Source organism: Streptomyces sp. NPDC043738 (genome assembly GCF_056436545.1).
Map to the genome: position 1 here is coordinate 130056 of NZ_JBWKCJ010000003.1, position 25557 is coordinate 155612.

The 25557-nt window shown below is 70.3% G+C and carries 24 protein-coding genes and 4 pseudogenes; 8 read left to right on the plus strand and 20 right to left on the minus strand.

The window, feature by feature from the left end; all coding sequences use genetic code 11:
- Nucleotides 1-151: 151 nt before the first annotated feature.
- The 6 genes and pseudogenes from AC0680_RS06000 to AC0680_RS06025 form a co-directional block, all read right to left on the minus strand.
- The gene (locus tag AC0680_RS06000) at nt 152-430 is read right to left on the minus strand and encodes a hypothetical protein (RefSeq protein ID WP_384427972.1); all 279 of its coding nucleotides are present in this window, start codon (nt 428-430) and stop codon (nt 152-154) included.
- A gap of 404 nt (nt 431-834) precedes the next feature.
- The gene (locus AC0680_RS06005; protein ID WP_478625329.1) at nt 835-1728 is read right to left on the minus strand and encodes a hypothetical protein; all 894 of its coding nucleotides are present in this window, start codon (nt 1726-1728) and stop codon (nt 835-837) included.
- A gap of 477 nt (nt 1729-2205) precedes the next feature.
- Nucleotides 2206-2487, minus strand: coding sequence for a hypothetical protein (locus AC0680_RS06010; protein WP_478625331.1), 282 nt, complete (start codon nt 2485-2487; stop codon nt 2206-2208).
- A 254-nt stretch (nt 2488-2741) separates the two neighbouring features.
- The gene (locus tag AC0680_RS06015) at nt 2742-3236 is read right to left on the minus strand and encodes a hypothetical protein (protein ID WP_478625332.1); all 495 of its coding nucleotides are present in this window, start codon (nt 3234-3236) and stop codon (nt 2742-2744) included.
- Nucleotides 3237-3966: 730 nt separating this feature from the next.
- Nucleotides 3967-4194: pseudogene (locus AC0680_RS06020) on the minus strand (chaplin); the annotation flags it as partial.
- Between the two features lie 341 nt (nt 4195-4535).
- Nucleotides 4536-4718, minus strand: coding sequence for a hypothetical protein (locus AC0680_RS06025; RefSeq protein ID WP_478625334.1), 183 nt, complete (start codon nt 4716-4718; stop codon nt 4536-4538).
- A gap of 392 nt (nt 4719-5110) precedes the next feature.
- Here AC0680_RS06025 and AC0680_RS06030 point away from each other — a divergent pair, with 392 nt between their 5' ends.
- The gene (locus AC0680_RS06030) at nt 5111-5395 is read left to right on the plus strand and encodes a hypothetical protein (RefSeq protein ID WP_478625335.1); all 285 of its coding nucleotides are present in this window, start codon (nt 5111-5113) and stop codon (nt 5393-5395) included.
- 77 nt (nt 5396-5472) lie between these two features.
- On the opposite strand, the gene AC0680_RS06035 is transcribed toward AC0680_RS06030, so the two are convergent.
- The 5 genes and pseudogenes from AC0680_RS06035 to AC0680_RS06055 all read right to left on the minus strand — a co-directional run bounded on the left by AC0680_RS06035 (nt 5473) and on the right by AC0680_RS06055 (nt 10891).
- The gene (locus tag AC0680_RS06035; protein ID WP_478625336.1) at nt 5473-6459 is read right to left on the minus strand and encodes an urea transporter; all 987 of its coding nucleotides are present in this window, start codon (nt 6457-6459) and stop codon (nt 5473-5475) included.
- Between the two features lie 96 nt (nt 6460-6555).
- The gene (locus AC0680_RS06040) at nt 6556-7281 is read right to left on the minus strand and encodes a hypothetical protein (protein WP_478625337.1); all 726 of its coding nucleotides are present in this window, start codon (nt 7279-7281) and stop codon (nt 6556-6558) included.
- Nucleotides 7281-9839, minus strand: coding sequence for a hypothetical protein (locus tag AC0680_RS06045; RefSeq protein WP_478625338.1), 2559 nt, complete (start codon nt 9837-9839; stop codon nt 7281-7283). The genes AC0680_RS06040 and AC0680_RS06045 overlap by 1 nt, the downstream gene beginning before the upstream one ends.
- Before the next feature lie 348 nt (nt 9840-10187).
- Nucleotides 10188-10535: a hypothetical protein gene (locus tag AC0680_RS06050; protein WP_478625339.1), complete on the minus strand. Its 348-nt coding sequence runs from the start codon at nt 10533-10535 to the stop codon at nt 10188-10190.
- A 130-nt stretch (nt 10536-10665) separates the two neighbouring features.
- Nucleotides 10666-10891, minus strand: a pseudogene (locus AC0680_RS06055) (hypothetical protein).
- A 1232-nt stretch (nt 10892-12123) separates the two neighbouring features.
- On the opposite strand from AC0680_RS06055, the gene AC0680_RS06060 reads away from it, so the two are divergent.
- A complete protein-coding gene (locus AC0680_RS06060; protein ID WP_478625341.1) occupies nt 12124-13341 on the plus strand; it encodes a Cmx/CmrA family chloramphenicol efflux MFS transporter in 1218 nt (405 codons plus the stop codon).
- 55 nt (nt 13342-13396) lie between these two features.
- Here AC0680_RS06060 and AC0680_RS06065 read toward each other — a convergent pair whose 3' ends face one another.
- Together AC0680_RS06065 and AC0680_RS06070 are read right to left on the minus strand one after the other, a co-directional pair.
- Entirely contained in the window at nt 13397-13567 is a 171-nt protein-coding gene (locus AC0680_RS06065) for a hypothetical protein (RefSeq protein WP_478625343.1), read from the minus strand.
- A gap of 118 nt (nt 13568-13685) precedes the next feature.
- On the minus strand, nt 13686-13835 hold the full coding sequence (locus AC0680_RS06070) for a hypothetical protein (protein WP_478625344.1): 150 nt from the start codon (nt 13833-13835) through the stop codon (nt 13686-13688).
- A gap of 244 nt (nt 13836-14079) precedes the next feature.
- On the opposite strand from AC0680_RS06070, the gene AC0680_RS06075 reads away from it, so the two are divergent.
- Nucleotides 14080-16362, plus strand: coding sequence for a hypothetical protein (locus tag AC0680_RS06075; protein ID WP_478625345.1), 2283 nt, complete (start codon nt 14080-14082; stop codon nt 16360-16362).
- Between the two features lie 252 nt (nt 16363-16614).
- Here the strand turns inward: AC0680_RS06075 and AC0680_RS06080 are convergent, their stop codons facing one another.
- Nucleotides 16615-16812: a DUF6243 family protein gene (locus AC0680_RS06080; RefSeq protein ID WP_478625346.1), complete on the minus strand. Its 198-nt coding sequence runs from the start codon at nt 16810-16812 to the stop codon at nt 16615-16617.
- Between the two features lie 92 nt (nt 16813-16904).
- Between AC0680_RS06080 and AC0680_RS06085 the strand changes: the two are divergent.
- Nucleotides 16905-17166: pseudogene (locus tag AC0680_RS06085) on the plus strand (aldo/keto reductase); the annotation flags it as partial.
- Nucleotides 17167-17239: 73 nt separating this feature from the next.
- Here the strand turns inward: AC0680_RS06085 and AC0680_RS06090 are convergent.
- A pseudogene (locus tag AC0680_RS06090) lies at nt 17240-17478 on the minus strand (PadR family transcriptional regulator); the annotation flags it as partial.
- A 156-nt stretch (nt 17479-17634) separates the two neighbouring features.
- On the opposite strand from AC0680_RS06090, the gene AC0680_RS06095 reads away from it, so the two are divergent.
- Nucleotides 17635-18075 (plus strand): nuclear transport factor 2 family protein, encoded by a 441-nt coding sequence (locus AC0680_RS06095; RefSeq protein ID WP_478625347.1) that lies wholly within the window; start codon nt 17635-17637, stop codon nt 18073-18075.
- Between the two features lie 477 nt (nt 18076-18552).
- Entirely contained in the window at nt 18553-18687 is a 135-nt protein-coding gene (locus tag AC0680_RS06100; protein WP_478625350.1) for a hypothetical protein, read from the plus strand.
- 216 nt (nt 18688-18903) lie between these two features.
- Here AC0680_RS06100 and AC0680_RS06105 read toward each other — a convergent pair whose 3' ends face one another.
- On the minus strand, nt 18904-19197 hold the full coding sequence (locus tag AC0680_RS06105) for a DUF1330 domain-containing protein (protein ID WP_478625352.1): 294 nt from the start codon (nt 19195-19197) through the stop codon (nt 18904-18906).
- A 472-nt stretch (nt 19198-19669) separates the two neighbouring features.
- Here AC0680_RS06105 and AC0680_RS06110 point away from each other — a divergent pair, with 472 nt between their 5' ends.
- Nucleotides 19670-20038, plus strand: coding sequence for a winged helix-turn-helix transcriptional regulator (locus tag AC0680_RS06110; RefSeq protein ID WP_478625722.1), 369 nt, complete (start codon nt 19670-19672; stop codon nt 20036-20038).
- A 191-nt stretch (nt 20039-20229) separates the two neighbouring features.
- Nucleotides 20230-20370: a hypothetical protein gene (locus AC0680_RS06115; RefSeq protein ID WP_478625354.1), complete on the plus strand. Its 141-nt coding sequence runs from the start codon at nt 20230-20232 to the stop codon at nt 20368-20370.
- 61 nt (nt 20371-20431) lie between these two features.
- Here AC0680_RS06115 and AC0680_RS06120 read toward each other — a convergent pair whose 3' ends face one another.
- From AC0680_RS06120 to AC0680_RS06135, 4 genes are all read right to left on the minus strand, one after another.
- The gene (locus AC0680_RS06120; protein WP_478625356.1) at nt 20432-21556 is read right to left on the minus strand and encodes an alkene reductase; all 1125 of its coding nucleotides are present in this window, start codon (nt 21554-21556) and stop codon (nt 20432-20434) included.
- A gap of 302 nt (nt 21557-21858) precedes the next feature.
- Nucleotides 21859-23721: an asparagine synthase (glutamine-hydrolyzing) gene (gene asnB / locus AC0680_RS06125; protein WP_478625357.1), complete on the minus strand. Its 1863-nt coding sequence runs from the start codon at nt 23719-23721 to the stop codon at nt 21859-21861.
- A gap of 64 nt (nt 23722-23785) precedes the next feature.
- Nucleotides 23786-24034 (minus strand): hypothetical protein, encoded by a 249-nt coding sequence (locus AC0680_RS06130; protein WP_478625360.1) that lies wholly within the window; start codon nt 24032-24034, stop codon nt 23786-23788.
- Between the two features lie 216 nt (nt 24035-24250).
- Nucleotides 24251-25396, minus strand: a complete 1146-nt coding sequence (locus AC0680_RS06135) for a 3-deoxy-7-phosphoheptulonate synthase (protein ID WP_478625724.1) — start codon at nt 25394-25396, stop codon at nt 24251-24253.
- Between the last annotated feature and the right edge of the window lie 161 nt (nt 25397-25557).

Consider the following 25557-nt stretch of genomic DNA (forward strand, 5'->3'; position numbering starts at 1 on the left):
ACCCACCCCGCGAAGAAAAGCAAACGCCCCCCCCCCACTGTTGGCCCCCCCCCCGGGTGTCCCCAAGAGAAGGAAAAAAACCCCCCCCCCCCCCCCCCCCCCCCCCCCCCCCCCGGACCCCCTTCCGGTGACGTATGCGACCGCTCTGAGCTCAGAACGCGCCGTTGCTGCAGCGCATCTTCGCGCCCAGGTGGGACGACTGCGCACCCGGGCTGCCCTCGCCGTTGAGCGCGTTGCCCAGCGTGCCGTTGAGCGCCCCGACCGACCCGAGGACGTCGATGTTCATGTCGTGCGAACGGCACGAGGCGCCCTGCTTGGCGTCGATGTCGTGGGCACCCGCCTCACCGTGGGCGAAGGCGGTACCGGCGCTCAGGGCGCCGACGCTGCCGAGGACGGCACCCAGGACGGCGACCTTCTGAAGCTTGCGCATTTCTTCTCCGGAGATTGAGCGGATGCGATCCGCGAAGAGCGACTACTGACAGTAACGAGAGCCCGACCGGAAATTCCCGCACCGCTCGATGCGGCATGGACAGGCCGTAACAGCACAGTCGCCCCGCGACCGGGCGCAGGTGACGCCCTGGGCCGCGGGGACGGCGAGCGGTCCCGATCGGGACGCTGGCCTCAACCACCGTCTGCGGACTGCACTTCTGGTACGGGCCGAGGAGGTGGTTCCGCTCCCGAGGGACGCCCTACGGGAAGCGGGCTGGCGGTGACGACGGACCCACGGCAGCGGCTCGCGCCGGCCCCGCCAGACGTTCCATGGCGGACGGAGGCGGCCCCACCCCCGCATCGCTGTGCTCGGGGGCGGGACCACGCCTGACCGTCCGCGAACGGTCAGGACATGCGGGGCAGATCGACCTGTCCCACCGGGGCCGCCGCGAGCCGCCCGAGCCCGAACGGGGAGATCTGCGGGACGTCCGGGGAGATCAGCGGGTTGATCAGCGGGTTGACCTGCGGGTTGACCTGGGGGTTGACCTGCGGGGCGGCATGCGGGACGGACTGCGGGTGGACGACCTGCGGAACGTCGACCTGCGGCGCGACCTGCGGGGTGACCTGCGGCGCCGCCTGGGGGACCACCTGCGGGACGATCTGCGGCACCGACTGCTGCGCGGCAGGTGCCGGGGAGGCCGCCTGCGGAGCGGAGTGCTGCGGGGCGTCCTGCGTGACGGCGGCCTGCGAGGCACCGTGCGACGTGGCCGTCGCCGTGGCGTGGGTGTCGTGGTGCGGGGCGGCCTGGGGGGCGGCCTGCTGCGGGGCGGGAGCCGGCGCCGGGGCGGCCGCCGGCTGGGGCGCGGGGGCCGGAGCGGCCGGCTGGGGCGCGGGGGCCGGAGCGGCCGGCTGCGGCGCGGGAGCCGGAGCCGGGGCGGCCGCCGGCTGCGGCGCGGGAGCCGGCGCCGGGGCAGGAGCCGGCGGGGCGTACTGCTGCGGAGCCGGAGGCGGGGCGTACTGCGGTGCCGGGGCGGGAGCCGGGGCCGGAGCCGGAGCCGGAGGCGGGGCGTACTGCGGTGCCGGGGCGGGAGCCGGGGCCGGGGCAGGAGGCGCGTACTGCTGAGGGGCAGGGGCGGGAGCGGGAGCCGGCGGGGCGTACTGCGGAGCCGGGGCCGGAGCGGGGGGCGGGGCGGCGCCGTTGTATCCGACGGGAGCGTCGGCATGGCTGACGCCGGCACCGATGGCAGATAGACCGCCGGCCGCTGCGACGACGAGCAATGCCTGGTGAAGCTTGCGCATGGAACCCTCGGCCCTTCATTAACCTATACATGGAAATCTGAATTACTTATTTCTGTCCTGCGGGCACCAACAGTGGCGGTCTCGGGTTCACGCCCTGCGCACCCCGGCCGGGACCACGTTGGAAACCTTCCGCAGGCCCGCGACGGCACTCGCTGCGCTGCCCTCCCACGCTCCTCGAAGCCGACGGCTCATCCCATCGCCTCTCCTTCTGAACGTGCGTCGGACAACACTTTCGGCGTGGTCGCCACCGGCCACCCCGGTACCAGGGAGGAGCGTTTCCCGGTGGCGACCCACAGGCCCATTCGCTGTTCTCTCCCAGGGGCAACGGCATTTCCCCGGGCCCGGTCACGGGAACCCGTACGCGGTCACCCATTTGCCACTCCACGGAAATATGGCCGAACGCCGAAAAGGGCCCCGGTACCGGCCTTGCGGCCGGATACCGGGACCCAGTTCGTGTGGCTACGCGACTGCCGGTGCTCAGAAGGCGCTGTTGTTGCAACCCATCGACGAGCCCATGGTGGTGGACTGCGCGCCCGGGGCGCCCTCGCCGTTGAGCGCGTTGCCCAGCACGCCGTTGAGGATGCCGACCTCGCCGAGGACGTCGACGTTCAGGTCGTGCGACCGGCAGGAGCTGCCCTGCTTGATGTCGAACTTGCCACCCTTGCCGTGTCCGCCGTCGGCGTGGGCGGTGCCGGCGCCGACGAGGCCGAGGCTGCCGAGGGCGGCGACCAGGACGGCGGCCTTCTGAAGCTTGCGCATTTTTCTCTCCGGAAGATTGAGCGGAAGCGATCGGTAACAGATCGACTTCTTACAGTTACGGAGGCTAATACGAAATAACCTGATATTGGTTAGCGACGCGCCGGATTGTAGGATTGAGGGCCCGGAAGTCCCCCCGCTGACCTAGCAGTTCAGAGCCTCGGCCGGCGGCACGGGCGGCCGCACTCACGCCGAAGGGCCCTCCAGGGGATCCCGGAGGGCCCGTGCCCGGGCCGCGCGCGTGGCGGGCGGCGGCCTCAGTGCGCCGAGGCGGAGGACGAGGCGAAGGCGTTGGCCTGGGTGTTGTTCTGGGTGCAGGTGATGCCGTGGGTCTGCGGGTTGGCGAGCACGCCGATCGGGAGGTCCGCGTCGAGCAGCGTCTGCGGACTGCACTCCTGGTACGGGCGGAAGAGGTTGTTCTGATCCCTCGGGGCCTGCGGCAGGACCTGCGAGACCTGCGGCGACAGCTGCGGGTTGAGCTGCGGGTTGACCTGCGGGGAAACCTCCGGAGCCTGCTGCGGGGCGCTTTGCGGGGCAGCGGCCTGCTGCGGACCCGCATGCGAGCCGGAAGCGTGCGAAGTGGCCTGCGAAGCGGTCCAAGCGGCGGCCTGGGGGGTGTCCCGCTGCGGGGCAACGGGTGGGGTGGCACCGCCGTACCCGACGGGAGCGTCGGCGAAGCTGCCGCCGGCACCGACGGCGGACAGACCGCCGGCCGCTGCGACGACGAGCGCGACCTGGTGAAGCTTGCGCATGGAACCCTCGGCCCTTCATTACCTGTTACACGGAAAATCTGATGTCGTATGAATGCGCGTCGGACAACGCTGCCGGCGTGGTCGCCGCCGGCCACCCCGGTATCACACAGAAGCGATTCCCGGCTGAAACCCGCGGACCCATTCGCTGTTCTCCCAAGGGGCAACGGGAATTCGCCCGGCCCGGTCACGGGACCCGATGAGCGGTCACCCGTTTGCCAACGTGCGGATATTGGACTCCCAGCCGCGACGTCCTCACAGTGGGCAGTGGCCCCGACGTGGGTCCCTTCGAGCGACACGGACCGGAACGGCCCGGCAAGTCATATGAACATGGGGCCCGTTGACTAATCCGGGCCCCATGTTCACGCGTAGCGCGGCGACCGCCGAAAAGGCCTGTCACCGACTACGTTCAGCCCCGGGCGGCGGCGCGCCGTCCCCGGCGGTAGAGCAGGACGCCGCCGAGGAGCAGCCCGGCACTGGCAGCGGCCGGAACCGCCAGGCTGACCTTTTCCGAACCGGTGTGCGCCAGCTCGGGGCGGGCGGGCGCCGCGACTTGGTGGAGCGAGCGGTGCCCGGCCTCCTGCGTGGCGATGTGGTGCGCCGACGAGGAACGGTGGCCGGACGAACGGTGCCCGGACGAACGGTGGCTGTGCGACGGCCTGTCCTGGCCCCCCTGCTGCATGTGCTGCTTCGGCGCCTTGTGGTGGTGCCGCGCGTGGGACGACGCCTCGATGTTGGCGCACTTGTTCCCGAAGGCGGGGTTGAGCAGGCCCACGATGTCGATCGTGTTGCCGCACACGTTGGTCGGGATGTGGATCGGCAGCTGAAGCAGGTTGCCGGACAGGATGCCGGGAGAGCCGACGGCGGCGCCCTGGGCACCCGTGTCGGCGACGGTCGTGCCCGCGCTGGCGAGCAGCAGGCCACCAGTGGCAGCCGAAGCGGCAATGACCTTCTTGATCACGTGACTCCTCCTTGACAGTGCGGTCACAGCCGCGGACCGCACATCACTCAACGAGACAGAAGGAGGAAGGCTACGAATCCGGCATTTCGATCACTCATTCAGCTTGGTGCGTGCGCTCACGCGGCTGACGAGTGACACCAATTCGATTTTATGGAGAGGTGTTCTTCATCCGCGGCCGCCGTCGGGCCGGGCTGGGAGCGGGCGCCGCCCCGGCGGTCCGGCCGGCAACACCCCCACGTGACAGCCGGACCGCCGCCCCTGACCGCTGCTGACTCCGGCGGCCGAAGCCGCCCACCGGGAAGTCCGGAGCGCCGGCGGATCCGCCGGCCGCGATCAGCCGATCAACGCGGGCTGAGCAGCCCCAGTGGCAGCTGACCGACCTGCAGCCCACCGATGTTGGAGTTCGCCCTCACGGGGTCGCCGAGGATGCCGATGACTCCCGGACCGGGCTCGGCGTGGGCGGGGAGGGCGAGGGCCCCGGTGAGAGCGACGGCTCCCACGAGGGTGACGAGTACACGGCGCATAGCGGCTCCTGCTTCACTTCGAGTGGTTGGCGTGCTGCTTGCACGGCGCACCCTCCCACCCGCGCGGGGCGGGCCGGCGACATCCACGCCCAGCGGTCACCTGATCGCACGCCTGCGAGGAACACCCGCGAGGCACGGCTCGCGAACAAAGGGAAGTCGACTGGGCCGACAGGGTGGTTCGACCCGCTCGCCGCCCCGAAACCCGCGGACACGTACGCCGGTCGCGACCGGCTCACGGCCTGGTCAGCCGCACGGGCGGGGCAAATTACGAACCCTCGATCATACAATCCGGCGCGTCGTTGCGCGACTTCAGGTTATTTCGTATTAGCCTCCACAACTGTACGAAATCGGTACATCACAGGTGAAATCCGCTCAACCTAACCGGAGTAGAAATGCGCATGCTTCGCACGGCCGCCGTTGTGGCCGCCGCACTCGGCACCATTGGCATCCTCGGCGCCGGCACCGCCTATGCCGATGGCGGCAAGGGAGGTGGCGGCAAGATCGAGATCAAGCAGGGCAGCTCGTGCCGGTCGCACGACGTGAACGTCGACGTCCTCGGCGAGGTCGGCATCGCGAACGGCCTGGGAGGCAACCTGCTCGGTGGCGAGGGCGACGCGGGTGCGCAGTCCACCACGATGGGTTCGTCCATGGGCTGCAACAACAGCGTCGGCAAGTAAGCCCTCACGGGAACCGGCCCCGGCGTCCGAGCAACGGCTCGGGCACCGGGGCCGGCCCGTGTCTGCCGGGAGCCCGGTCAGTCGCTGCGCCGGATCTGCGTGAGGGAGGCGGCCGCGGCGAGGAACAGCCAGGTGGTGACGATGAAGGGCCAGCTCAGCGTGCGTCCGCCGAACGGCGCGAAGTAGGCGTTCAAAGCGGCCGTCAGCACCGTCGTGACGGCCACCGCAACCATCGTGTAGAGCGCGTTCGGCACCGTCCTGGCCAGGAACATGCCGCCCATGGCGACGGCCACGAGGACCGCGTTGTAGCCGTAGACACCCGCGGCGACCCCGGCCGGCGGAGCGCCCAGGGCCCAGGACAGGGCCACCGCCAGGGCACTGCCGGCGACGGCGGCAAGCCCGTGGCGGATCCCGCCCACGAACAGTCCCACCAGCATGATCGCGCCGACGTACCAGTGCGCCGAGAGGCCGACCTGGGAGATGTTGGCGAAGAACCCGTGCCACAGGTCGGTCCAGGTGTACTTGACGCCGGGGACCGCGGCGAGCGGCAGCGCCGCGGAACTCCCGCCGGGCCAGACCCGGGTGAAGGCCGGGGCCGCCGCCAGCACCACCCCGACGACCACGCAGAACGGCGCGGTCAGCACCGGCAGTCGCCAGGGCGCCACCAGGGCGGTCAGCGCCGAGTGGGCCAGTACGCAGACGACGGCGCCGCCGATGGTCAGCGCGTACGTGGAGGGGTGGGGGCCCAAGAAGACGTACAGGGCGATGCCCGTCAGGCAGCCGCTGAAGCCCTGCGTACCCAGGTCGATGGTGCGACGCTCCACGCCCATCGCGTACGCGGCCGCGGTGGAGACCGCGGCGCCCAGCAGCCCGAAGACGCCCGCCTGCCAGCTGCCCACGAAGACCGCGAGCATGAACAGGACGCCGGTCCAGACGTTCGTCAGCAGGCTGAGCTGGCCGAAACTGCGGACCAGCTGTGCCGTGAGGCGCATCGGGCCGGGGAGGGCGGGAGCCTCCGCGGTGGTCTCGGGTGCGGCCGGCTTCCATGTGTCGGGGGTGGTCACGGTGCCTCCTGGGCGGTCCGGGTGCGCTGCTGCCGTGTCCGCTGCGGAAAGCGGGGCCGCGGCCGCACGGACCGCGGCGCGCCACCGCGTCCGGCCCTAGGGCAGGACACCTTGCAGGGCATGTGTCGAGGGCGGGGCGGGGGTCGTCGCGGTGTCCTGGGCCGACGCGGTGGCGGATGCCGTCGCGGTGGCGTGCGCGGGTTGCGGGGCGTACGGCGCCGGCGGGATGTCGAGACCGTCGTCGGATACGGACTGGGCGTCAGAGAGGAGCTTGTGCACCGGAGTCGGCGCGATCTGCCACACCCCGCCCTCTTCGCGCAGGGCGAGGACGTGTCCGCTCCCCGTGTGCGCCCCCGGCCCCGAGAACCAGCGGGCGTCGCTCGGGTCCCACCAGCGGTCGCCGACCCGTAGCACCTCGTGGTAGACCACGGTCCGCCCGATCCACGCGTCGCTGACCTGCGCCTCGTTCCACACGGCCCGCCAGTGTTCGGGGGCCATCGGCGGGGTCAGCACGGCGGCGCGGGCGCGGGTGTGCGGTACGGACTTCCGGGTCAGGAGGGCCGCCGCCACATCGGCGTGCACCCCGCAGTCGCCGATGAGGTCGCCGTCCTCCACCAGGTCGCACCAGTGCGTCGGCCACGGCACCGGCCCCCACCGAAAGAGCCCGGGGACCGCGGCGAGCGCGGTCCCCGTATCCCCGAAGTGCGTGAGCTGGGCGAACACGCTGTGTCTGACCATCTGGCAGCACGCCTTGGCGTGGCCGGCCACCCGGGACAGGCCGATCCGGTCGAACCGCTTCAGGTCTGCGATCAATCCGCTCATCACTGCCCCAGTTCCCGCGGCGCTCTCCCGCGCCCGAAGTCGTAGGCCATCGAAGTGTCGTAGCCGCCGCACATGCCGAACGCGAGGTAGTCGCCCTCCTGCACGTCGGTGAGGTCCAGCCGGACCGACAGCACGTCGTGCTCCATACAGGACCGGCCGAGGATCCAGCTCCAGCCGGGCCGCAGCGGCACCCAGCGGGAGCCGTCGAACCGGGCCACGGGGTGCGGGTGGAAGGGCGCCTCGGGCATATCGCCTTCGGCCGCGTCGACGACGATGTCGTAGCCGCGGTGCGACGCCCGGCGTGCCAGGACCTGTGTCACCACCGCGGCCGACGGCTGGGTGAGGAGCTTGCCCGGCTCCATCACCAGCAGGGGGTCCCCCTCGCGTGCGGCGGCGGGCCCGTGCGCGAGCACGTACTCCAGCGAGGGGCGCAGATACGACAGGTCGTCGACGTGCCACCCGCCGCCGAAGTCCAGTACGGCCGGGGGCCCGCCCAGCTGGTCCGCCAGCGGATCGGCCGCGCTGAGCGCCGCCACGCACTCGCGCTGCCAGCGCGGCGCGCCCAGGACGCTCTGGGCGAAGTGGAAGTGCATGCCCCACCCGGCCCCGAGGCGCTTCGCGAGCGAGCCGAGCAGCCGGGCCGTCTCCGCCATGGTGTCGCGCTCGTGCAACGGGACGCCGAAGCGGCTGACGAGTCCGGCGGGCGCGACACGGACCCCGACGACCTCGGCTTCCAGCTGGAAGCCGCTGTCCAACAGGGAGTGCAGGCTGCTCAGTTCGGCCACGGAGTCGGCGAAGAAGGCGAAGCAGCGGACGCGGTCGGTGGCGGGCCACCACTTCGCGGGCCCGTTGAGGATCGCCCGCTCCGCCGCCATGCCGTGCCGCTCGGCCGCCTGGAGCTCGTCCAGGCTGATCGCCTCGGCGGCCAGCCCCAGCCGCGCGGCCTCACGCAGCACCGCGGGCTGGGGGCAGGTCTTCACGCTGTGCGCGAGGAGGACCCGGCCGACTCCCTCGACCTCCTGCCGCAGGGCCCGGACCCGCTCGGTGAACAGGGGAAGGAGGATCTGCCGGTAGGGAGTGGCCGCGCTCCCCGGCGGATCGAGCAGTTCCTCGAAGCCGTCCGTGCGCACGGCTTGTCCTTCGGTACGCGTGGCCCGCTCTTCGGTCGGCCCGGCCGCTCCCGCACCGCCCGCGGCCCATCCGTCCACGGGCCCGGCCGGCGACTCGGTGGCAAGGGCCGCCCCCACCACGCCCGTGCGTTCCGCCGTCTCCGCCGTCTCCCCCGCTCCCACGCACTCGGCCGCTCCCGCGGCGGGCGTCGGGTTCAGGTTCGGATGGCCGTCGATCGGCTCCTCGTCGTTCGTGGGCGGGACCAGGCACCGCTGGCCCAGCGAGGGCATACCGGAATGCCGCTTGTCGCCCGGCCGGGAGATCCCGCCCGCGACCCAGGCGATGGGGGTGATGCCCAGGTCCGGGTGCACCGGGATCTCCTCCACCACGCGGGTGAAGCCCGGCGTGAGCCGTCTGCCGCGGTCGGCGGCCTCTCCGGTGACCAGGGCGGCGGGCAGGTTCGCGCCGCACACGGAGGCGCCGTGGATCCAGGCGGGCAGCCGCGGGTTGATCTCCATGAGCGTGAGCTCGCCGCTCCAGCTGCGGATCAGCTCCAGCTCGCCGCCGCCGTTCCACATCGCGTCGGCGAGCAGTTCCGCCAGCCGGGCGTGCATGGCCGCGTCCAGTTCGGCGACCTCGCCGGCCCAGGTCTTGCCCTCGGTCGTGACCATCGCCTTGGTGATGAAGACCGCGTCCAGCAGCCGGCCGTCCAGCGCGGAGAACGCGATGCTGCACTCCTGGCCGGCGACGTGTGCCTCCAGGTGCCAGTTGCCGCCCCAGGTCCGCTGGACGACGTCGCCCAGGGCCAGCGCGGCCCCGGCGGTGTGGGCCCGGTACGCGTCGTAGTGCTGGCCCTTGACCCACACCCCGTACGGGGACCGGCGGATGAACCGGTCGACGGCCTGCCAGCTGGTGTCGGTCTCGTACTCCGGGGCGCGCAGCCCCAGCCGCCGCGCCGCTTCGACGGGGGGTTTGCCCACCAGCTCCAGCGCGGTCTTCGGGGGCCCCAGGATCCGGTCGTGGGACCCCAGTTCCCGTGCCAGCAGGCGGACTTCGAGATCCAGACAGGGGATCAGGACCGCGTCCTCGGGCTCCAGAAGGCGGTCCATCTGCTCGACCCAGGTCGCCAGGTGCGCCTCGCGCCACGCGGGGAGGCAGACCAGGTCGTCGAGGAGCCCCGAGTGCAGTCCCGAACTCTCCCGCGAGTAGTCCAGACCGACGATGCGGAGGTCGGGCCGGGCCAGGCGCAGCGACCGGGCCACGCTCAGCCCCGGCGACGGGTTCGGGCCGCTGTGCATACCGCTGACGAAGACCGTGCCCACCTTCGTCGCGGGACCGTGGGGGCCGTCCACGACGTCCGAGCGCGTGGCGGCCCCCGGCGATGCCCCAGGATTGGTGGCACCGCTGCTGGCGCCCGCTGACTCGTGTTTGTCTTCTTGAAGCCCCATGCCGACATCATCAGCAGAGGTCCGTACACCCGCACCCGCTGACGGCCGCGAGGGTGAGAGGCCCGCGCCGGCCGTCGGGGCCGCGGCCGCGGATCAGGACCGGCGCGGCGTCTCCCCTCGGGCCAACGGGGTGAATTCCCCTCGCTCCGCCCGGTGTTCGACATGACGCCAGGCCGCCCTCGCTCCGAGGGGAGCGAGGGCGGCCTGGCCGGTGATACGGAGAGCGCGGAAGGGTGGTCACCCGCTTGCCGGTACGCGGGCAGGTCGCCGGGCAACCGCGGAACCGGGCCCGGGATCAGTCAGGCCCGGGACAGACCAGGCCCGCTCGCCCACCCCACCGCCCCCGGCTCAGAAACCGAGGTGGGGCAGCTTGAAGTTCCTGGGTGCCGGAACCCGGTTGGAGCAGTCCACGACCGGACCGACCCTCGTGCTCGAGTTGTTCAGCAGGCCGTTCTCGGGCCACACCACGTGCTGGCGGACGGTCGACGCGCAGCTCTTGCGCTGCTGGATGACGCGCCGGCCGTCCTTGGTGGTGTAGATGTCCAGGCGCTTGTCGACGCAGGTGCCGTGGCCCGGGGCGGTGTTCTCGCAGCCGCCCGTGGCGGCCTCGGCGTACGCCTGGGTGGCACCGGCGCCGGTGATGGCGAGGCCGCCCAGGAGCGCCGAGACGACTGCGATCTTCTTCCCACTGAACATGTACCGCGTTCCTTTGTGATCGGTGCCCGGGCGCCCTGCACCGTGAACCGGCCGCGCCCGGGCCTTTGCTGAGGTCGGAAAAAGGGCCCCGGCGCCGAGCGCGTGGCTCGGGCACCGGGGCCCCTTCCCATTACTTGCCGAAGGCGTTGTTGTTGCAGCCCATGCTCGAACCCTGCTTGGTGTGCTGCGCACCCGGGTCGCCCTCGCCGTTGAGGGCGTTGCCCAGCGCGCCGTTCAGCAGGCCGACCTGGCCGAGGATGTCGACGTTCAGGTCATGCGACCGGCACGAGGTCATCTGCTTGAGGTCGATGTGCTTGTCGCCCTTGTCCTTGTCCTTGTCCTTGTCCTTCTCCCACTGCGGGGCGGCCTGCGGCTCCGGCTGCGGAGCGGCCTGCGGCGCCGGGGCCTGGGGAGCCGGCTGCGGAGCGGCCTGCGGGGCAGGGGCCTGCGGAGCAACAGCCTGCGGGGCCGGCTGGGGAGCGGCCTGCGGGGCGGGCGCGGGAGCCGGCTGCGGAGCAGCCTGCGGAACCGGCTGCGGAGCGGCCTGCGGGGCGGGCGCCTGGGGAGTGGCGGCCTGCGGAGCGGCCTGGTGGCCGTAGCCGCCGTGCGGGGAGCCACCCTGCGCACTGGCACCTGCCGCGGACTGCGAAACGGCCCAGGCGGTGACCTGCGGGCCACCGTCGGCGAAGCTCACGCCCGCGCCGAAGGTGGACAGAGCGCCGACCGCGGCGACGACGATCGCGACTTGCTGAAGTTTGCGCATGGAACCCTTGATCCTTCTATTACATGTAGATGGGAGACCTGACTTGACTACTTATCGAGAGTATGCGCACACCGAGAGTAGTCATTCTGGTATTTCACCCCACTACGCACCCCGTGTCGGACCACGGAGGAAGCCTCCCGCAGGCCCGCGCCGACACTCTCGACGCGACCCTCCAGCACTCTTCGAGATCGACGGCGAAGCCCCTCGCCGCCCCTTCGGCGTACACCGGAAGGCGCCCCACAAACACTCCTGAGCAGGCCGCCTGACCTCGGCAAATCCCGTTGCGAACCCGTATGGCACTCCCTTGGGCGTCAATGGCGGCACACCTGCCGCGACTCCGTTCGCCGCCCTCTCGGGGAGGGCAACGAGACCTCCCCCCGCCCGGGTCACGGGAGCCGGCACACGGTCACCCGTTTGCCCAGTGGCGAGATGGCGAAAGGTGTGTTGAGGCGGCACGGCTACGGCGGCGCCAGGGAAGGAGCGCCCTCGCCGCCCCGATGTTCGGCCATTGCCGCCGCAAATCCAGCCCCTTTTGTCGCACCCTCCTCCATCCCTTTTCGTCGCACCCTTCCCGCGGGCGACCACGGCCCGACCTCCAGTGGCACTGCAGCAGCGCTGGAGCAGTGCCGGCGCAGTGCTGGAGCGGCACTGAAGCGACACCGGAACGTATTGGATCGATCGGTTCAATACCTGCTAGCGTCCCGGGTGACGGAGTCGGCGAGGGCCACAGGGCTACCGCCACCACGCACCCGCATTTTGTACCGCCCAGAACAAAACGCTCGCGCATCGCTGCAGGCTCACACACCACCGCAGGAAGGGACCCCCGTGCCAATCGCCGTCTACGTCCTCGGCTTGGGCATCTTCACCCAGGGCACCTCGGAGTTCATGCTCTCCGGCCTGCTGCCGGACATGGCTCGCGACCTGGGCGTTTCCATACCCGACGCCGGGCTGCTGATCTCCGCTTTCGCGATCGGCATGGTCGTCGGCGCACCACTGCTGGCCGTCGCCACCCTGAAGTGGCCGCGCCGCACGGCTCTGGTGGCGCTCCAGGCCGTCTTCATCGCGGCGCACGTGGCCGGCGCGACAGCGCCCGACTACGGCATGGTGTTCGCCACCCGCGTCGTCAGCGCCCTGGCCTACGCCGGATTCTGGGGCGTCGCCGTGGCGGCCGCCGTGGGCATGGTCCCGGACGCCGCCAAGAGCAAGGCCGTCGCGGTCGTCGCCGGTGGTCTGACCCTGGCCACCATCGTGGGTGTCCCGGCCGGCACCGTGCTGAGCCAGTTCGCGGGCTGGCGCGCGGCGTTCTGGGGCGTCGCCGTGCTCACCCTGATCAGCGCGGTGGCCGCGCTGATCGCCATCCCCGGCGGCAAGGAGACGGCCGAGGAACCCCGTACGGTCCGGTCGGAGCTGCGCGCCATGGCCCGCCCGCAGCTGTGGTTGTCGTACGCCATCACCGCCTTCGGCTTCGGCGCCGTCATCGTGACCTTCAGCTACCTCGCCTCCGTCCTGACCGAGGAGAGCGGACTGCCCGCGAGCCGGGTTCCGGCGGTCCTCGCGCTCTTCGGCGTCGGCGGCCTCATCGGCATGACGGTCGGCGGCCGCACCGCGGGCAGCCGGCCGATCCGCACGCTCTGCCTGGGACTTGGCGGCCTGGTCCTCGCCTCCGCCCTGCTCGCGGTCTTCGCGCGGAACGCGACCGTCACCGTCATCCTGGTCTTCTTCCTCGGCCTGACCGGCTACCTGACCAACCCCGCGCTGCAGTCCCGCGTGTTCGTCCTGGCACCGGGCGCCCCCACCCTGACCGGAGCCACCAACACCTCGGCCTTCAACGTCGGCAACACCCTCGCCCCCCTGCTGGGCGGCATGGCCATCAACGCCGGCTTCGGCTTCGCCTCGGTGGCGTGGATCGGCGCGGCCCTGGGCGCGGCCGGTCTCCTCGCAACCCTCTGGGCGAGCCATCTGGAACACCGCACCCGTCGCGACGAGCACGCGGCCCGCGACCCGAAGAGCCCGCGCCGCCAGCCCGCCGCCATGGACGCCTGACCAGGTCGGCGGCCCCGCAATCGAAGCGGCACCGGCAGGCCGCTCAAACGGCGAACTACTTGACCAACCACAGCACGAACAAGACACCCGTCACCAACAACACCGCACCCTCGATCCAGTCCGACAACGTGAACTGGCTCTTCTTCTCGGCGCTTACGTTCTCGGCGCTTACGTTCTCGGTGTGGGCGTTCTCGGTGTGGGCGTCGTGCCCCTGGTCCCCGGCCATATCCCCGTCCCCCTGGTGTCGGTCGCACCCCAGATCTACACCATCACCAACAGGGCCGTGTACGAGGCCCTCGGGCCATCGCGACGAAGCCGCGGCGCTGGACGTCCGCCGCCTCGCTCTACCCCTGGTCGCGGAGCCATCGCAGCAGCCAGCTGACCAACCCGGAGCCGACGGCTCCGGCGGCTCCCAACGCCACTTGGAAGACCAGGCGGCGCAGGCGTCGAGTCCCCCAGGCGCGGGATGGAGGGGCTTCTTCGGTGCTGGTCATGATCCGTGTTCTCCTTCTTTCCGGGGGGATCTGCGCCCCTGTCTCAGGGTGCCAGCGCCACCAGCGCCGAAGGGGCGGTGTGACGTTGCCGTCCCAAGTGGCAGCGCCTGAACGCGTTACCGCTTGGGCCGTCAACACCATCTGGCCGCCAGAGTGGTTGGAGCGGCGAAATACTGGGGGGATGCAGAACGGAGAGACCCCGACGGGACTCCCTACGGCAGGGGCATGCGCCGACACACGTGGGATGCGGCTCGCTCCGCTGAAGGACGACTTGACGCCGGAGAAACGCGCGCTGGCTGAGAACTTGCGGATCGTCTTCCTTGCCCTGAAGGTGAGCGTGCGACGGTATGCGACACGCCGCCATCTCAGCCCGGCCGCGGTGACCCGTTACCTCAACGGGGAACGGGTTCCGCCTTGGGACTTCGTCGCGCGACTGATCGCGGATGTGCAGGAGGCGCAGGCTCCCCTCACCTCCGAGGCGGAAGCGGCCCTGCGCGAGCTGCACCGGGCAGCGCAGAAGAGCAATCGGCGCAGGAGTCAGGTGGAGACACTCCAGGACCGGCTCGAGGAGGCCGACGAGGAGACCCGGCGGATCAAGACCCGGGAACGGGCACTGGAGGAAGGCCTCTGCAGCAGGGAGCAACAGCTCGCCGATGTGCAGGGCAGGTGCCGGAAGCTCGAGGTGGAGTTGGAGGACCGACGGCTGACGCACGGTGCCGAACTGGAGCTCTGGCAGGGCGAGTACGCACGGCTGCGGGAGGAATGCTCGGACCTGCAGGAGCAGGTGCTCTACCTGCAGGAGTCGTTGGCGGTCACCAGGGCCGAGCTGATCGCTGCAGAGGAGCAGTGCCAGCGCCTGGAGACACAGTTGGAGGCGCTCGACGAGCTGGGACTGGACTCGGGCTCTTCGGATGAGAGGCCCGCTCTGGCGGCCGCGTTGGAGGCGGTGGACCAGACCGCGTCCGTGCCCGAACTGGTGGCGGCCGTCGAGGACCTGGAGTCGCGTACCCGGCGGACGATGGCCAGCGAGCTGGTGAAGTCGGCAAGCCGATCGCGCAAGGCCACGGAGGTCGTGGGGCTGTTGGCCGCGTTGCACCGTGCAGGTTTCGACGCACATGCCACGACCGCACTGCCGACCGTGGTGATGACCCGCTCCGTCGAGGACATCGGCATCCTGGCGTGCGAGCTGGTGCGCGAGAAACTCGACGGATACGCGGTGACGCTGCTGCGAACCTCCGTGGAACTGCACCGCACCGCGGACGTGGCCGCCTTCGCACTCGCGCTGCACCAGGGCGGTCAGCCGGAGTACGCGTCGAGCCTGATCGGTGCTGCGGCTGCCACTCGCCCGGTAGCGGATGTGGTCTCCGTCGCGGCCCTCCTGGCCGGCCGCGGGCTCGACAGCACAGTGACGGCGGCGTTCTCGGCGGCCGCCGCACACCGCCCTGTGTCCGAGGTCGTGGATCTGGTGCTCGCGCTCCGGAATGCGGGTATGAACACGTGCTGCGACCAGCTACTCCTTGCCGCAGTGGCTCGGCGTCCCGCCACCGACGTCGCGGACCTGATGGCCTCGTTATCGCGCCTCGGTCTACGTCAAGAGGCCGAGGCCGTGTTCCGAGCCGCGCAGGAACGCAACGCCGGGAGTCTCATCACGTTCGTCTCCGTCCTGCTTGAGATGCACGAACACGACCGGGCCTGGACGGTCCTGGTGGATGCCGCACAGTCCCGGCCGGCTGACGAGGTTGCGGCGCTCATCGCGGGACTGCTGGTCACCGACCGGCGCCAGTACGCCGTGCGCGTGCTGATCACCGCTCTGTGGGCCCACGACGCGCCGCAGAACCGGATGCTGATCACCGCGCTCGACGACACGATGCCCGGGGCCGAAGAGATTGTTGAGGGGGCGGCCGGAGACAGCAGCCCGTGGGATGCCGCCGCTCTCCTTGGCTGCCTGGAGGACTGCGGCTTCCCCGTTCTGGCCGAAGTGGTCTTCAACTGCACGCTGCGTGAACGGCCTGTGGGGCACTCGGGGGAATTCCTGCTGGAGGTCTCCCGCACACGATGGGGCAAGGCCACGGCAGCCACCTTGTGCGACCGCGCCGACAAGGCCACGCCGCTGGACCTGGCATCGCTGCTGTTGGCACTAGCCGCGGCCTCCCCACTGGTCGAAACCTTGGACGCCGTCGTTCACCAGTGCGCCCAGAGTCGGGAGGCGGCGGACCTCGTCCTGGTGGTGAAGTACCTCAGGGCCCTGGACCGTATCCATGATCCGTTCGCCGAGCGGGCCGTGCAGCGCCTGCTCCACCATGTGGTCCACAGCGGACGAATTCCTGACCTGATCGCCTTGGTGGTGGCGTTCGAGGCGGGCGGCCTGAATTGGGACGCCCAGCTCCTGGCAGGTGACGCCGGCGCCGTGCACGGGCTCATTTTCGAGCAGGCGTTGCACAAGGAGCGCACCAAGCACGAGCAGAAGGTCCTGTCCTGGTCGTTCTGGCGCAAGGCACCGCCTCGGCACGCTTCCCGGCTCACCTGAGCCTGCCCGGCCGGACAGGCCGTGGGCTCGTCCACTGCCGTCGCGGCCTGACCGGGGACTGCCGCGCGCACGTCGCCGGCGATGACAACGCCAGCCTGTGACGGTGCTGCTGAGCCTGCGACTGCCGCAAAAGGCGGCCTGAGGGCGCCGGGGCCGCAGACGGGCGGACAGGGTGAAGGCCCGCAACTCCCGGAGGAGTTGCGGGCCTTCACCTCTTGCGCCTTGCCTTCCGCTAGGACGCCATGTCTCGCGCTACGACGCCTTGTCTTCCTCGTCGGCCTTCTGCTTACCGAGCGCGCGCTCGCGCATCTTGGCCGCCAGGTCCTGCTTGCGGTCGTCGGCCGCCTTACGGTCTGCCGTGCGTGCGGCGCCGGGGCCCAGCTGGTCGGCGCGGGACGCCCTCTTGCGCTGCCCGCCCACGCCGAGGAGATTGTTGCCGCTCTTGGTCATGGCTCGGACGATACAGCGCCCTTCGGCCTGCGGCCGCTCCTTTTCTGCTCACGTCCTCTTCCACCCGGGTCTCCGCGCTCGGCCTCGGCTGCATGGGCATGTCCGCCCTGTACGGCGACGCCGACCGTGCCGAGTCCATCGCCACGATCCACACCGCCCTCGAAGCGGGGATCACCCTGCTGGACACCGGCGACTTCCACGGCACGGGCCACGACGCACTGCGGCATGGGCCACAACGAACTGCTGATCAACGGGGCGCTGCGCACCGCCACCGGCGCGGCCCGCAAACAGGCACTCACCAGCGTCGAGTTCGGCGCCATCGCGGAACTGGTCCTCGGCGCAGATGGCACACCTCGACGGCGAGCGCTGACCTGGGCACCCCGGCGCCTTGCCGGGACCGCCGCAGCACGGTGCGTATCAGATCCACCAGCTCCGCGAGACCGGCATCCGTCACCTGGAACAGCCGCTCGTTGGACCGTGCCGCCTGGACCACTTCGGCGTCCGGCGATCAGCCCGCCCCCTCTCCAGCCGGGTCAGCTCCGCATGTACCTGATGGGGCTGTGCGTGCCAGAAGTCGGCCACTCCGAGGTCGAAGGACTTCGCCAACTCGTAGCCGGTCAGCCCCCCTTCGGGCATCGCCGCCGGCACCACATGCCGTAGCGCCATCGGCCGCACTGCTCCACTGGTCCAGTGTTGCGGAACCCTGCGCTCCTCTGTTGCCGGACTCTGCGGTGATCAATACTCATGAGCAGAAGTAGTCATATTCATGGGTAGTACGCGTCCGTCATGAGACGGTACGCGTCCGTACGTGGAGGATGAGCCGTGACCGCCAAGACCACCGCCCAGCGTTTCCGAGCCGCCATCGAGCAGGGCGAACTCGCGGCCCTGGACGACCTGTTCGCTGACGACTGCCTCCTCTACAGCCTCGCGAAGCTCAAGCCCCTCGATGACAAGCAGATGATCCTCGGCCTCTTCGACGTCCTGCTGCACACCTTCGAGGACTTCCGTTACGTCGCCCAGTACACCGGCCCCGCTGAGACGAGCGCCGATGGCACCGAGGCTCCCTCGGAGATACTGGTCTTCCGCGGCACCGTGGGCGGCACGGAGATCCACGGGATCGATCAGCTGCACTTCGGGGACGACGGCCGGATCAAGGAGTTCAGCGTCTTTGTCCGGCCGCTGTCCGCCGCGCAGGCGCTGAGCGAGGCGGTGCTCGCCAGGCTGGCGGAGGCGGGGCTCGTGCCGGCGCCAGCCGCCCAGTAGCGCGGGATCGGCCGCAGGCCGGTGCGGCGCCGGGCGCGCCAACGACTGGCCGGTCCGGCGTACGAGGGTTTACGGCCACGGTAGAGCAGAGTGCGGTAGACCAGCCGGGAGCGGTCGCCGGGCCGATAGCAGCACAGTCCCGCGACCGACACCCGCACCGTGCCCTTGGCGGTCACCTTCACCACCGGTGGTGCCGGTTGGCAGCCAGGGACAGCTCGTGCCCGGTGACGCCGGGGATGTGCTTGGCGGCCTCGTACGGGCCCATGTTGGTGCCCTTGGTGAACGGTCAGTACGTACCGGCCGAAAGGTTCCTTCAGCTTCGGGTCCGCGCCGGAGGCCGGGCCGACGCGCCGCCACCATTCCACCCAGTACGCCGTCCGCGCGGTGATCCCCAGCTCCGCCCTGGCCCGCTTGACCTGCAGCGCGACCCGTTTGGCGAACATCGCCGTCAGGTCGTCACAAACTCACATCTGCGCCTTGCGCACCAGGCAGGCCAGCGGCGCGGCCCATCCGGCCACCGACCACGGCCCCTTCGATCTGGTCCTGGCCGGAGACCTCTTCGACCAGCTCGGAGAACGCTTCACCCGAGCCCTGACCCGTACGCCGCCTTGATGACCCGCATCGGCCGCTGAATCCTCGTGGAACGCACCCCCGCCGACATCGAGGCCGACGTCCGAGGCGCCGCGCCGCCGGGAAGGAACCGTCGCCGGACCGGACATCACCGCCGATGCCACCGGCCTGACGCTTGTCGCGACGGTGCGGCGCGCTGACGAGCCAGGGTGATCCCCGCAGCCGGCATCGTGTTCCTCCCTGACGCGGCATCGGTCGTCAGTCGAGGCCTTCGATGATGCGGAAGTCGCGCTCGACGCCGTCCGCAAGTACGGCCAGCGCCTCCTGGTAGGCCGCACTCTCGCGTGCGGCGACCGCCTGCTCGAAGCTGTCGAACTCGATCAGGACGGTGCGCTCGGCGATTCCGGCGTCGTGTGCGACGACCCGGCTGCCGAGGGAGAGCGTCCGCCCGCCCGCGGCATCGATGGCTGGACCGGTCAGCTTGTCGTAGGCAGCCACCTTCTCGGGGTCTGAGATGGTGCGGTAGACGCTGACCCAGTAGCCCTTGGCCACGGTACCTCCCGTGTTCGGAATTGATGATCAGAAGCATGCTCGGATCCATGGCCGGCGCGCTGTGGGGCAGCGAGCCGACGGAGACGGCGTCGAAGTCGGACGGCTTCGATCAACCGGCTGGGACTGCGATCGGACTGGTCTCGGGGGAGCGTCGGCGGGCGAGGACGAGCCAGAGCCGGTCGAGTCGGTGACTGGCCTCGCGGGAAGGGCGGCGGCCCGGACTAGAACGAATGCGCATGTACCGGTCCTCCCGGCCGGTCTCGCCTCCGTCGACTCGGGCTTTCAGGAACGCCTGTCACCCAGGCCGTCGGGGCAGGTGCCACAGCAGCCTCCTCCGTTTCGATTTCCGAAGCGGTCGACGATGCTAGCGTGTCGGAATTCGAAGCGTCAATCCTGGAGAGCTGGACATCCCGACATGGCAACACCCAGACCTGGCAAGCCTGTTCGCGGCTCGACCACCGGCCGCCCCCTCATGGCCGCACTCGATCTGTTCGGGCGGCGGTGGAGTCTGCGCATCCTGTGGGAGCTTCGTGCGGGTCCGCTTGGCTTCCGCCCCTTGCAGAAGCGGTGCGACGACATATCCTCCAGCGTGATGCGGCAGCGCCTGACCGAACTGCTGGACGCCCAGGTGATTCACCAACTACCGGACAGCCGCTACGAGCTCACCCCGCTGGGACAGGAGGCGCGCCACACCCTGAACCCCCTTGCCCGCTGGGCGGAACGCTGGGCGGCCACGATCGCCCCGCAAGGGGTGGACCACACCGACGACCAGTCCGCCGGCCGCGTCTCACATCCGGACACCGTGGGCGACGGGACGCCAAAGAGGGACTCCGCGGACTGACGCCCCGCCTCGCATCGGAGGCGGGGCGGGACCGCCGGGCCACGAGGGCGCCGTGGCTCGGCCGGCCGGCGAGATCGCCCCCGAACTCGTGCTCCTCACCACCTGGAACGCCCTGCGCGAGGACGCCGAGCACGATCCGGTGGGCCGTGACCGGCAGCCTTTCGTCAACCTGATCGATGAGCACGGGCCAGATGCCATCCTCCAAGCCGTCGACCGGCTCGTCCCTGCGCCACCTCGGCCGTCGCAAGCCCATGAGCGACATCGTTCAGGCCGTCGCCGGCCTGCTGTCCCACCAGCAGAGCACGGACCTGGCATCGGTACGGCAGATGTGAACTCCGAGTCCGATCGAAGTCCTCGATGCTTCACCGCCAACCGTGCACGAACTCCTTAGCCTCAAGCCGTCTGGAGGAAGGGGTAGTCCGTGTAGCCCTCGGGGCCCTGTGTGTAGAACAGTTCCGGCCGCAGCTCGTTCTCGGGATGCCCGCCCTGCCAGCGCTCGACCAGGTCGGGGTTGGCTATCAGGGCCCGGCCCACGACCACGGCGTCGGCGTGGTCGGCCTCGATCCGCTGCATCGCCTCCTCACGGGTGGTCTGCCAGCGGAAGGCGCTGTTGACGATCAGCTTGCCGTCAAAGCGCTGTCGCAGCTCCTGCACCAGCTCGCCGCCCGGCTCTCTGTGCAGGACGGACAGGTAGGCCAGGCCCAGCGGGCGCAGCTGGTCCACCAGGGTGCCGTAGGTGGCCAGGACGTCATCCCGGTCGGTCTCGAAGACACCCTGGCGGAGGATCTCGGAGGTCATCTCCGGCGAGATGCGCAGCCCGACCCGCTCGGCACCCACGGCCTCGGCCACCGCCGTGACCACCTCGACGACGAAGCGAGCCCGGTTCTCGGGGGAGCCGCCGTACTCATCGGTGCGCTGGTTGGCCCCCGGGTAGAGGAACTGGTGCAGCAGGTAGCCGTTGGCACCGTGGAGTTCCACGCCGTCCGCTCCCGCCTCGACGGCCCGGCGGGCCGCTGCGACGAAGCCCTCCAGGGCCTCCCGGATCTCGGCGGTGGTCATCGCTTCCGGCATGGCGAAGGGCTGCTCGCCCTTCGCCGTGAACGGGATGTTGGCGTCGATGGCGATCGCGCTGGGGGCGAGGATGCGGCGGCCGCCGTTGATGTCGGGGTGTGTGGCGCGGCCGGCGTGCTGGATCTGCATGACGATGCAGCCGCCCTCGGCGTGCACCGCCTCGAACACCTTCTGCCAGCCGGCCGCCTGCTCGTCGGTGGCGATGCCCGGCCCGCCGACCCATCCCTGCGACGCATGGTCGGGGAAGGTGCCCTCGGTGATGATCATTCCGACGCTCGCCCGCTGCCGGTAGTACTCGACCATCAGGTCCCCGGGGATGCCGGAGGAACCGGCCCGCACCCGGGTCAGCGGTGCCATGACGATGCGGTTGGCGAGCGTCATCTTCCCGAGGGAGACCGGGGAGAAAAGCGACGAAGCTGGCGAAGATTCCGAGGTGCTGACAGACATGGATCTCCTAGCATAATTCGGTGCACAGCGGGATGAAGGCCATCCGTTCCTCCATTGGACCGGGTCGCTCGCACTTCGCGCAGCAGGATCGGTGCGAAGACCAGGAACAGGGCGCTGGCGGGCGGGTTGATCAGGAAGACCGAGCCCCACCAGAACCGTTCGAGCAGGCCCCCCGGTCGAGGGACTGGTCTCGCGCGGCTCACCGGGGCGGCCCAGGCTCACCGATGCCCAATTCGCCGTTCTGGAATGCGAGGTGGCCAAGGGTCTCGCGTGTGTGGTCGGGTGCGCGTGCGTGGTCGGGTTCAGAGGCTGATTGCGGGTGCGGTCCTTCGCAGCCACAGGTCGAGCGAGAGGACGAGCTCGATGGCTGAGCGTCCGGTGTTCGCGTGCTCGCCCTCGGGTGGGGAAACGGCGCGGCGGACGGCGTCCCGGTCGAGGAGCTGATGCACCGGGGCCGTGGAGTCGGAGACGACGTCCGCAAGGGTCCGGCGGAGTTGCGACATGTAGGCGGGGCTCTGCGTGACGGCGTAACTGGCCTTCTTGCGCTGGATGATGGCGTCGGGCACCAAGTCCCGCGCGGCCAGGCGGAGCAGGCTCTTCTCGCGCCCGTCGAAGGTCTTCATCGACCAGGGGATGTTGAACGCGTACTGCACGAGCCGGTGGTCGCAGAACGGCACGCGCACTTCGAGGCCGACGGCCATGCTCATCCTGTCCTTCCGGTCGAGCATCTCCGGAAGCCAGCGGGTGATGTGCATATGGCCGATCTCCCGCATTCTGCGTTCCAGGCGGCTTTCGCCCGGCAGCCTGGGCACCTCGGCCAGCGCCTCTTGGTAGGCGTTCTTGGCGTGCGCTTCCATGTCGAGGTCGGCCCGCAGCTCCGGCGAGAGCAGGGTGAGGCGACTGGTGGCGGGATCCGCCAGGCTGAAGGTTTCGAGGCCCGCCCACGGGAACTGCGCGGCGTTCACGGCCTCGGGCCGGTGGAACCACGGGTAACCGCCGAAGAATTCGTCGGCGCCCTCGCCGGAGAGGGCGACGGTCGACTTGCCCCGGATGGCTCGGAACAGCAGGTACAGGGAGGTGTCGAGATCGCCCCAGCCGGTCGGGATGTCGCGGGCGGCCGCGACGGCCTCACGGGTGCGCGGATCCATTAACTCGGCGTCTTTCAGGACGAGGTCCGCATGGTCCGCGCCGACCTGGGCGGCGAGCAGCCGGGCGTACGGAGGGTCGGACTCTCCGCGCAGTTCCGAGGCCTCGAACTCCGCCTCGCTTTCGAAGTCCACAGCGAAGGACGGGATACGGGCGCCCTGCGCCTGCATCGCGCGGGCCGCGATGGCCGTGATGAGGCTGGAGTCCAGGCCGCCGGAGAGCAGGACGCACTGCGGCACGTCGGCGACGAGCTGCCTGCGGGTGGCGTCCTCCAGAAGGCCGCGGACCGTCGCGACCGTGGCGTCCAGGCTGTCGGTGTGTTCCTGTGCGGTGAGCGACCAGTAGCGGTGGACCCGGCTCCCGGTGTCACGAATGCGTACGACCGTGCCCGGTTCGACCTCGTGCAGATGCGCGTAAGGGGTCCTTCCTGGCGTCCTGGTCAGCGAGAAGATCTCGCGCAGGCCGTCGATGCCGACGTCGCGACGGACGTCAGGGTGCGCGAGGATCGCTTTGGGCTCGGAGCCGAACAGCGCGCCCGCCGGAGTCGGTTGCCAGTAGAGGGGTTTGACTCCGAGCCGGTCGCGCACCAGCAGCAGTTCTTCCTTCCGCCCGTCCCACAGGGCGAAGGCGAACATGCCGTTGAGACGTTCGACGAATGCGTCACCCCACTGTAGGTACGCACACAGGACGACTTCGGTGTCGCTCTTCGTCTCGAAACGGTGTCCCTGCTGTGTGAGCTCGGTGCGCAGTTCCTGGAAGTTGTAGATCTCGCCGCTGTACGAGAGCGCGACCGTGGCCGCGGCGCCGTGGCCGGCGACGTCGCGCCGCATGGGCTGACGGCCGCCGGGCAGATCGATGATCGCCAGGCGCCGGTGCCCCAGGAGGGCGTGCCGGCCCTGCCAGATGTCACCGGCGTCCGGCCCCCGGCAGCTCATCGTCTCGGTCATCGCGGCCACGGCCGTCCGGTCCGCCGCGCCGAGGTCCCGGTCGAATCGAACTAACCCGGCAACACCACACATGACTTGTCCTTCCGAAGGGCGAGTACTGGATTTTGAAGAGAATGTGACCTGCACCAAATCCCGGTCAACCCTGGTCAGCGGCCGGGCAGGAGACGACTTCGACCCGGCCGCCTGGGCCCACCGTGACCTCGACGCGGTGGCGCGTGTCTTCTTGCCAGACCGCCTGGAGCAGGAGTTCGCGCAGTGCCACCAGCTGTTCCTGGAGGCTGTGTCCGGCCCGGGCCAAGGCCCCTCGCTCGGGCACCGAGCGGCGGGCGCGGCGCCGGTCCCGGTCGCCGCACAGGACTCCCGCGACCCGCTCGGCGATCGCCACCCACTGCTGGCTGCTGACTGCTGGTCTACGAGCTACCCGCCTACGCGCGAACTCGCCGCCGCGGTGAAGAACCGCCTCAAACGCATGCCGTACCGCACCCGTCTGATCGACGGCTACCTCACCGGAACAGGTCCATCTCCACCGATACCGACCAGACCTTGAGCGCAAAAGGCGTCCAGCGGCCGGTCGTCGTTCTGTGCACGGTGGTCGCCTCGCTCAACGACGCCAGGCCGACACGACTGCCACGGCCTGGTCGATGTTGAGGCGCGGGTCGCAGAGGGTGGTGTAGCACAGTGGGTCGAGGAGGTCGTCGAGATGTGACTCGTCCGCCACACATTCAACGACGGTCTCCGGCGTGGCTTCCAGGTGCAGCCCCCCTGCGACCACGTGCTCTGCGGCGGCCGCCTCTTGGAAGCGCTCCACTTCGTGCTTGATGTTGGTCAGCAGGCGGGTCTTGCGGCCCAACGGGCCGCGCTGAGTGTTGCCGTGCATCGGATCGCACAGCCAGATGACCGGATGCCCCGCGTCGCGGACAGCGGCCATCAACGGCGGCAGCCACTCCGCGACCCGATCCGCGCCCATCCGGGAGATGAGCGTCAGTCGGCCGGGCGTACGAGCCGGGTCCAGGACCGAACAGAGTTGAGTCAGCTCGGCGGGTGTCATCGTCGGACCGACCTTGCAGGCCACCGGATTCTGGACCCGGGCCAGCAGCTGCACGTGTGCACCGTCCAGCTGGCGGGTGCGGTCCCCGATCCACGGCCAGTGCGTCGAGGACAGCAGCAAGCCTCTTCGGCCCTGACGCAGCAACGGCAGCTCATAGTCCAGCACGAGGGCCTCGTGACTCGTCCACACAGGTGCCGCGGCCGGCAGACCCCAGGCGCCGCCGAGTCTGCGCAGGAATTCCGTTCCGGCGTGAGCGGCCCGGTAGCCGGTGAGCAGGCGCGCCGGATCCGGCTGGCGCAGCCGCGGATCGGGCTGCGGATCGTTGACCAAGTGGCCGCGGAACACCGGTATCTCGAGCTCTCCGTGCCGCTCCAGGTCGGCGGAGCGGGGCTTGGCGAACTGACCCGCGATCCGCCCCACCCGCACCACGGACAGGCCGGTTCGGGCCTGCATCGCCCCGGCCAGCGCGTTGAGCATGCCAGCCTTGCGGCTGAGCACCTCGGGAACGCAATCCGCGGGGTCCTCGGCGCAGTCGCCCGCCTGCAGGATCTGCAGTCCGCCGGCCGCGACCTCGGCGAGGAGCAGCCGCAGATGGCGTACCTCGTCCGAGGTCACCAGGCCGGGTACGTCACTGAGTTCGCTGCTGAGCCGTTCAGCCAGACTGTGGTCCTTCCACCGCGGTTGCTGCTGGGCCGGCAGAGTGCGAAGCCATTGACCCTCGCGCTCCGGATCCGAAGTGAAGTCGGTTTCAACTGACGGTGTGAGGGTGAGAGGCGTAGTCACGAGTTTGATCCCCCGAATTGGAAGCTCGTCGCTCCGAAGTTGCGGACATTCCGCCGATGGCCAACCGGCGCCTAGCC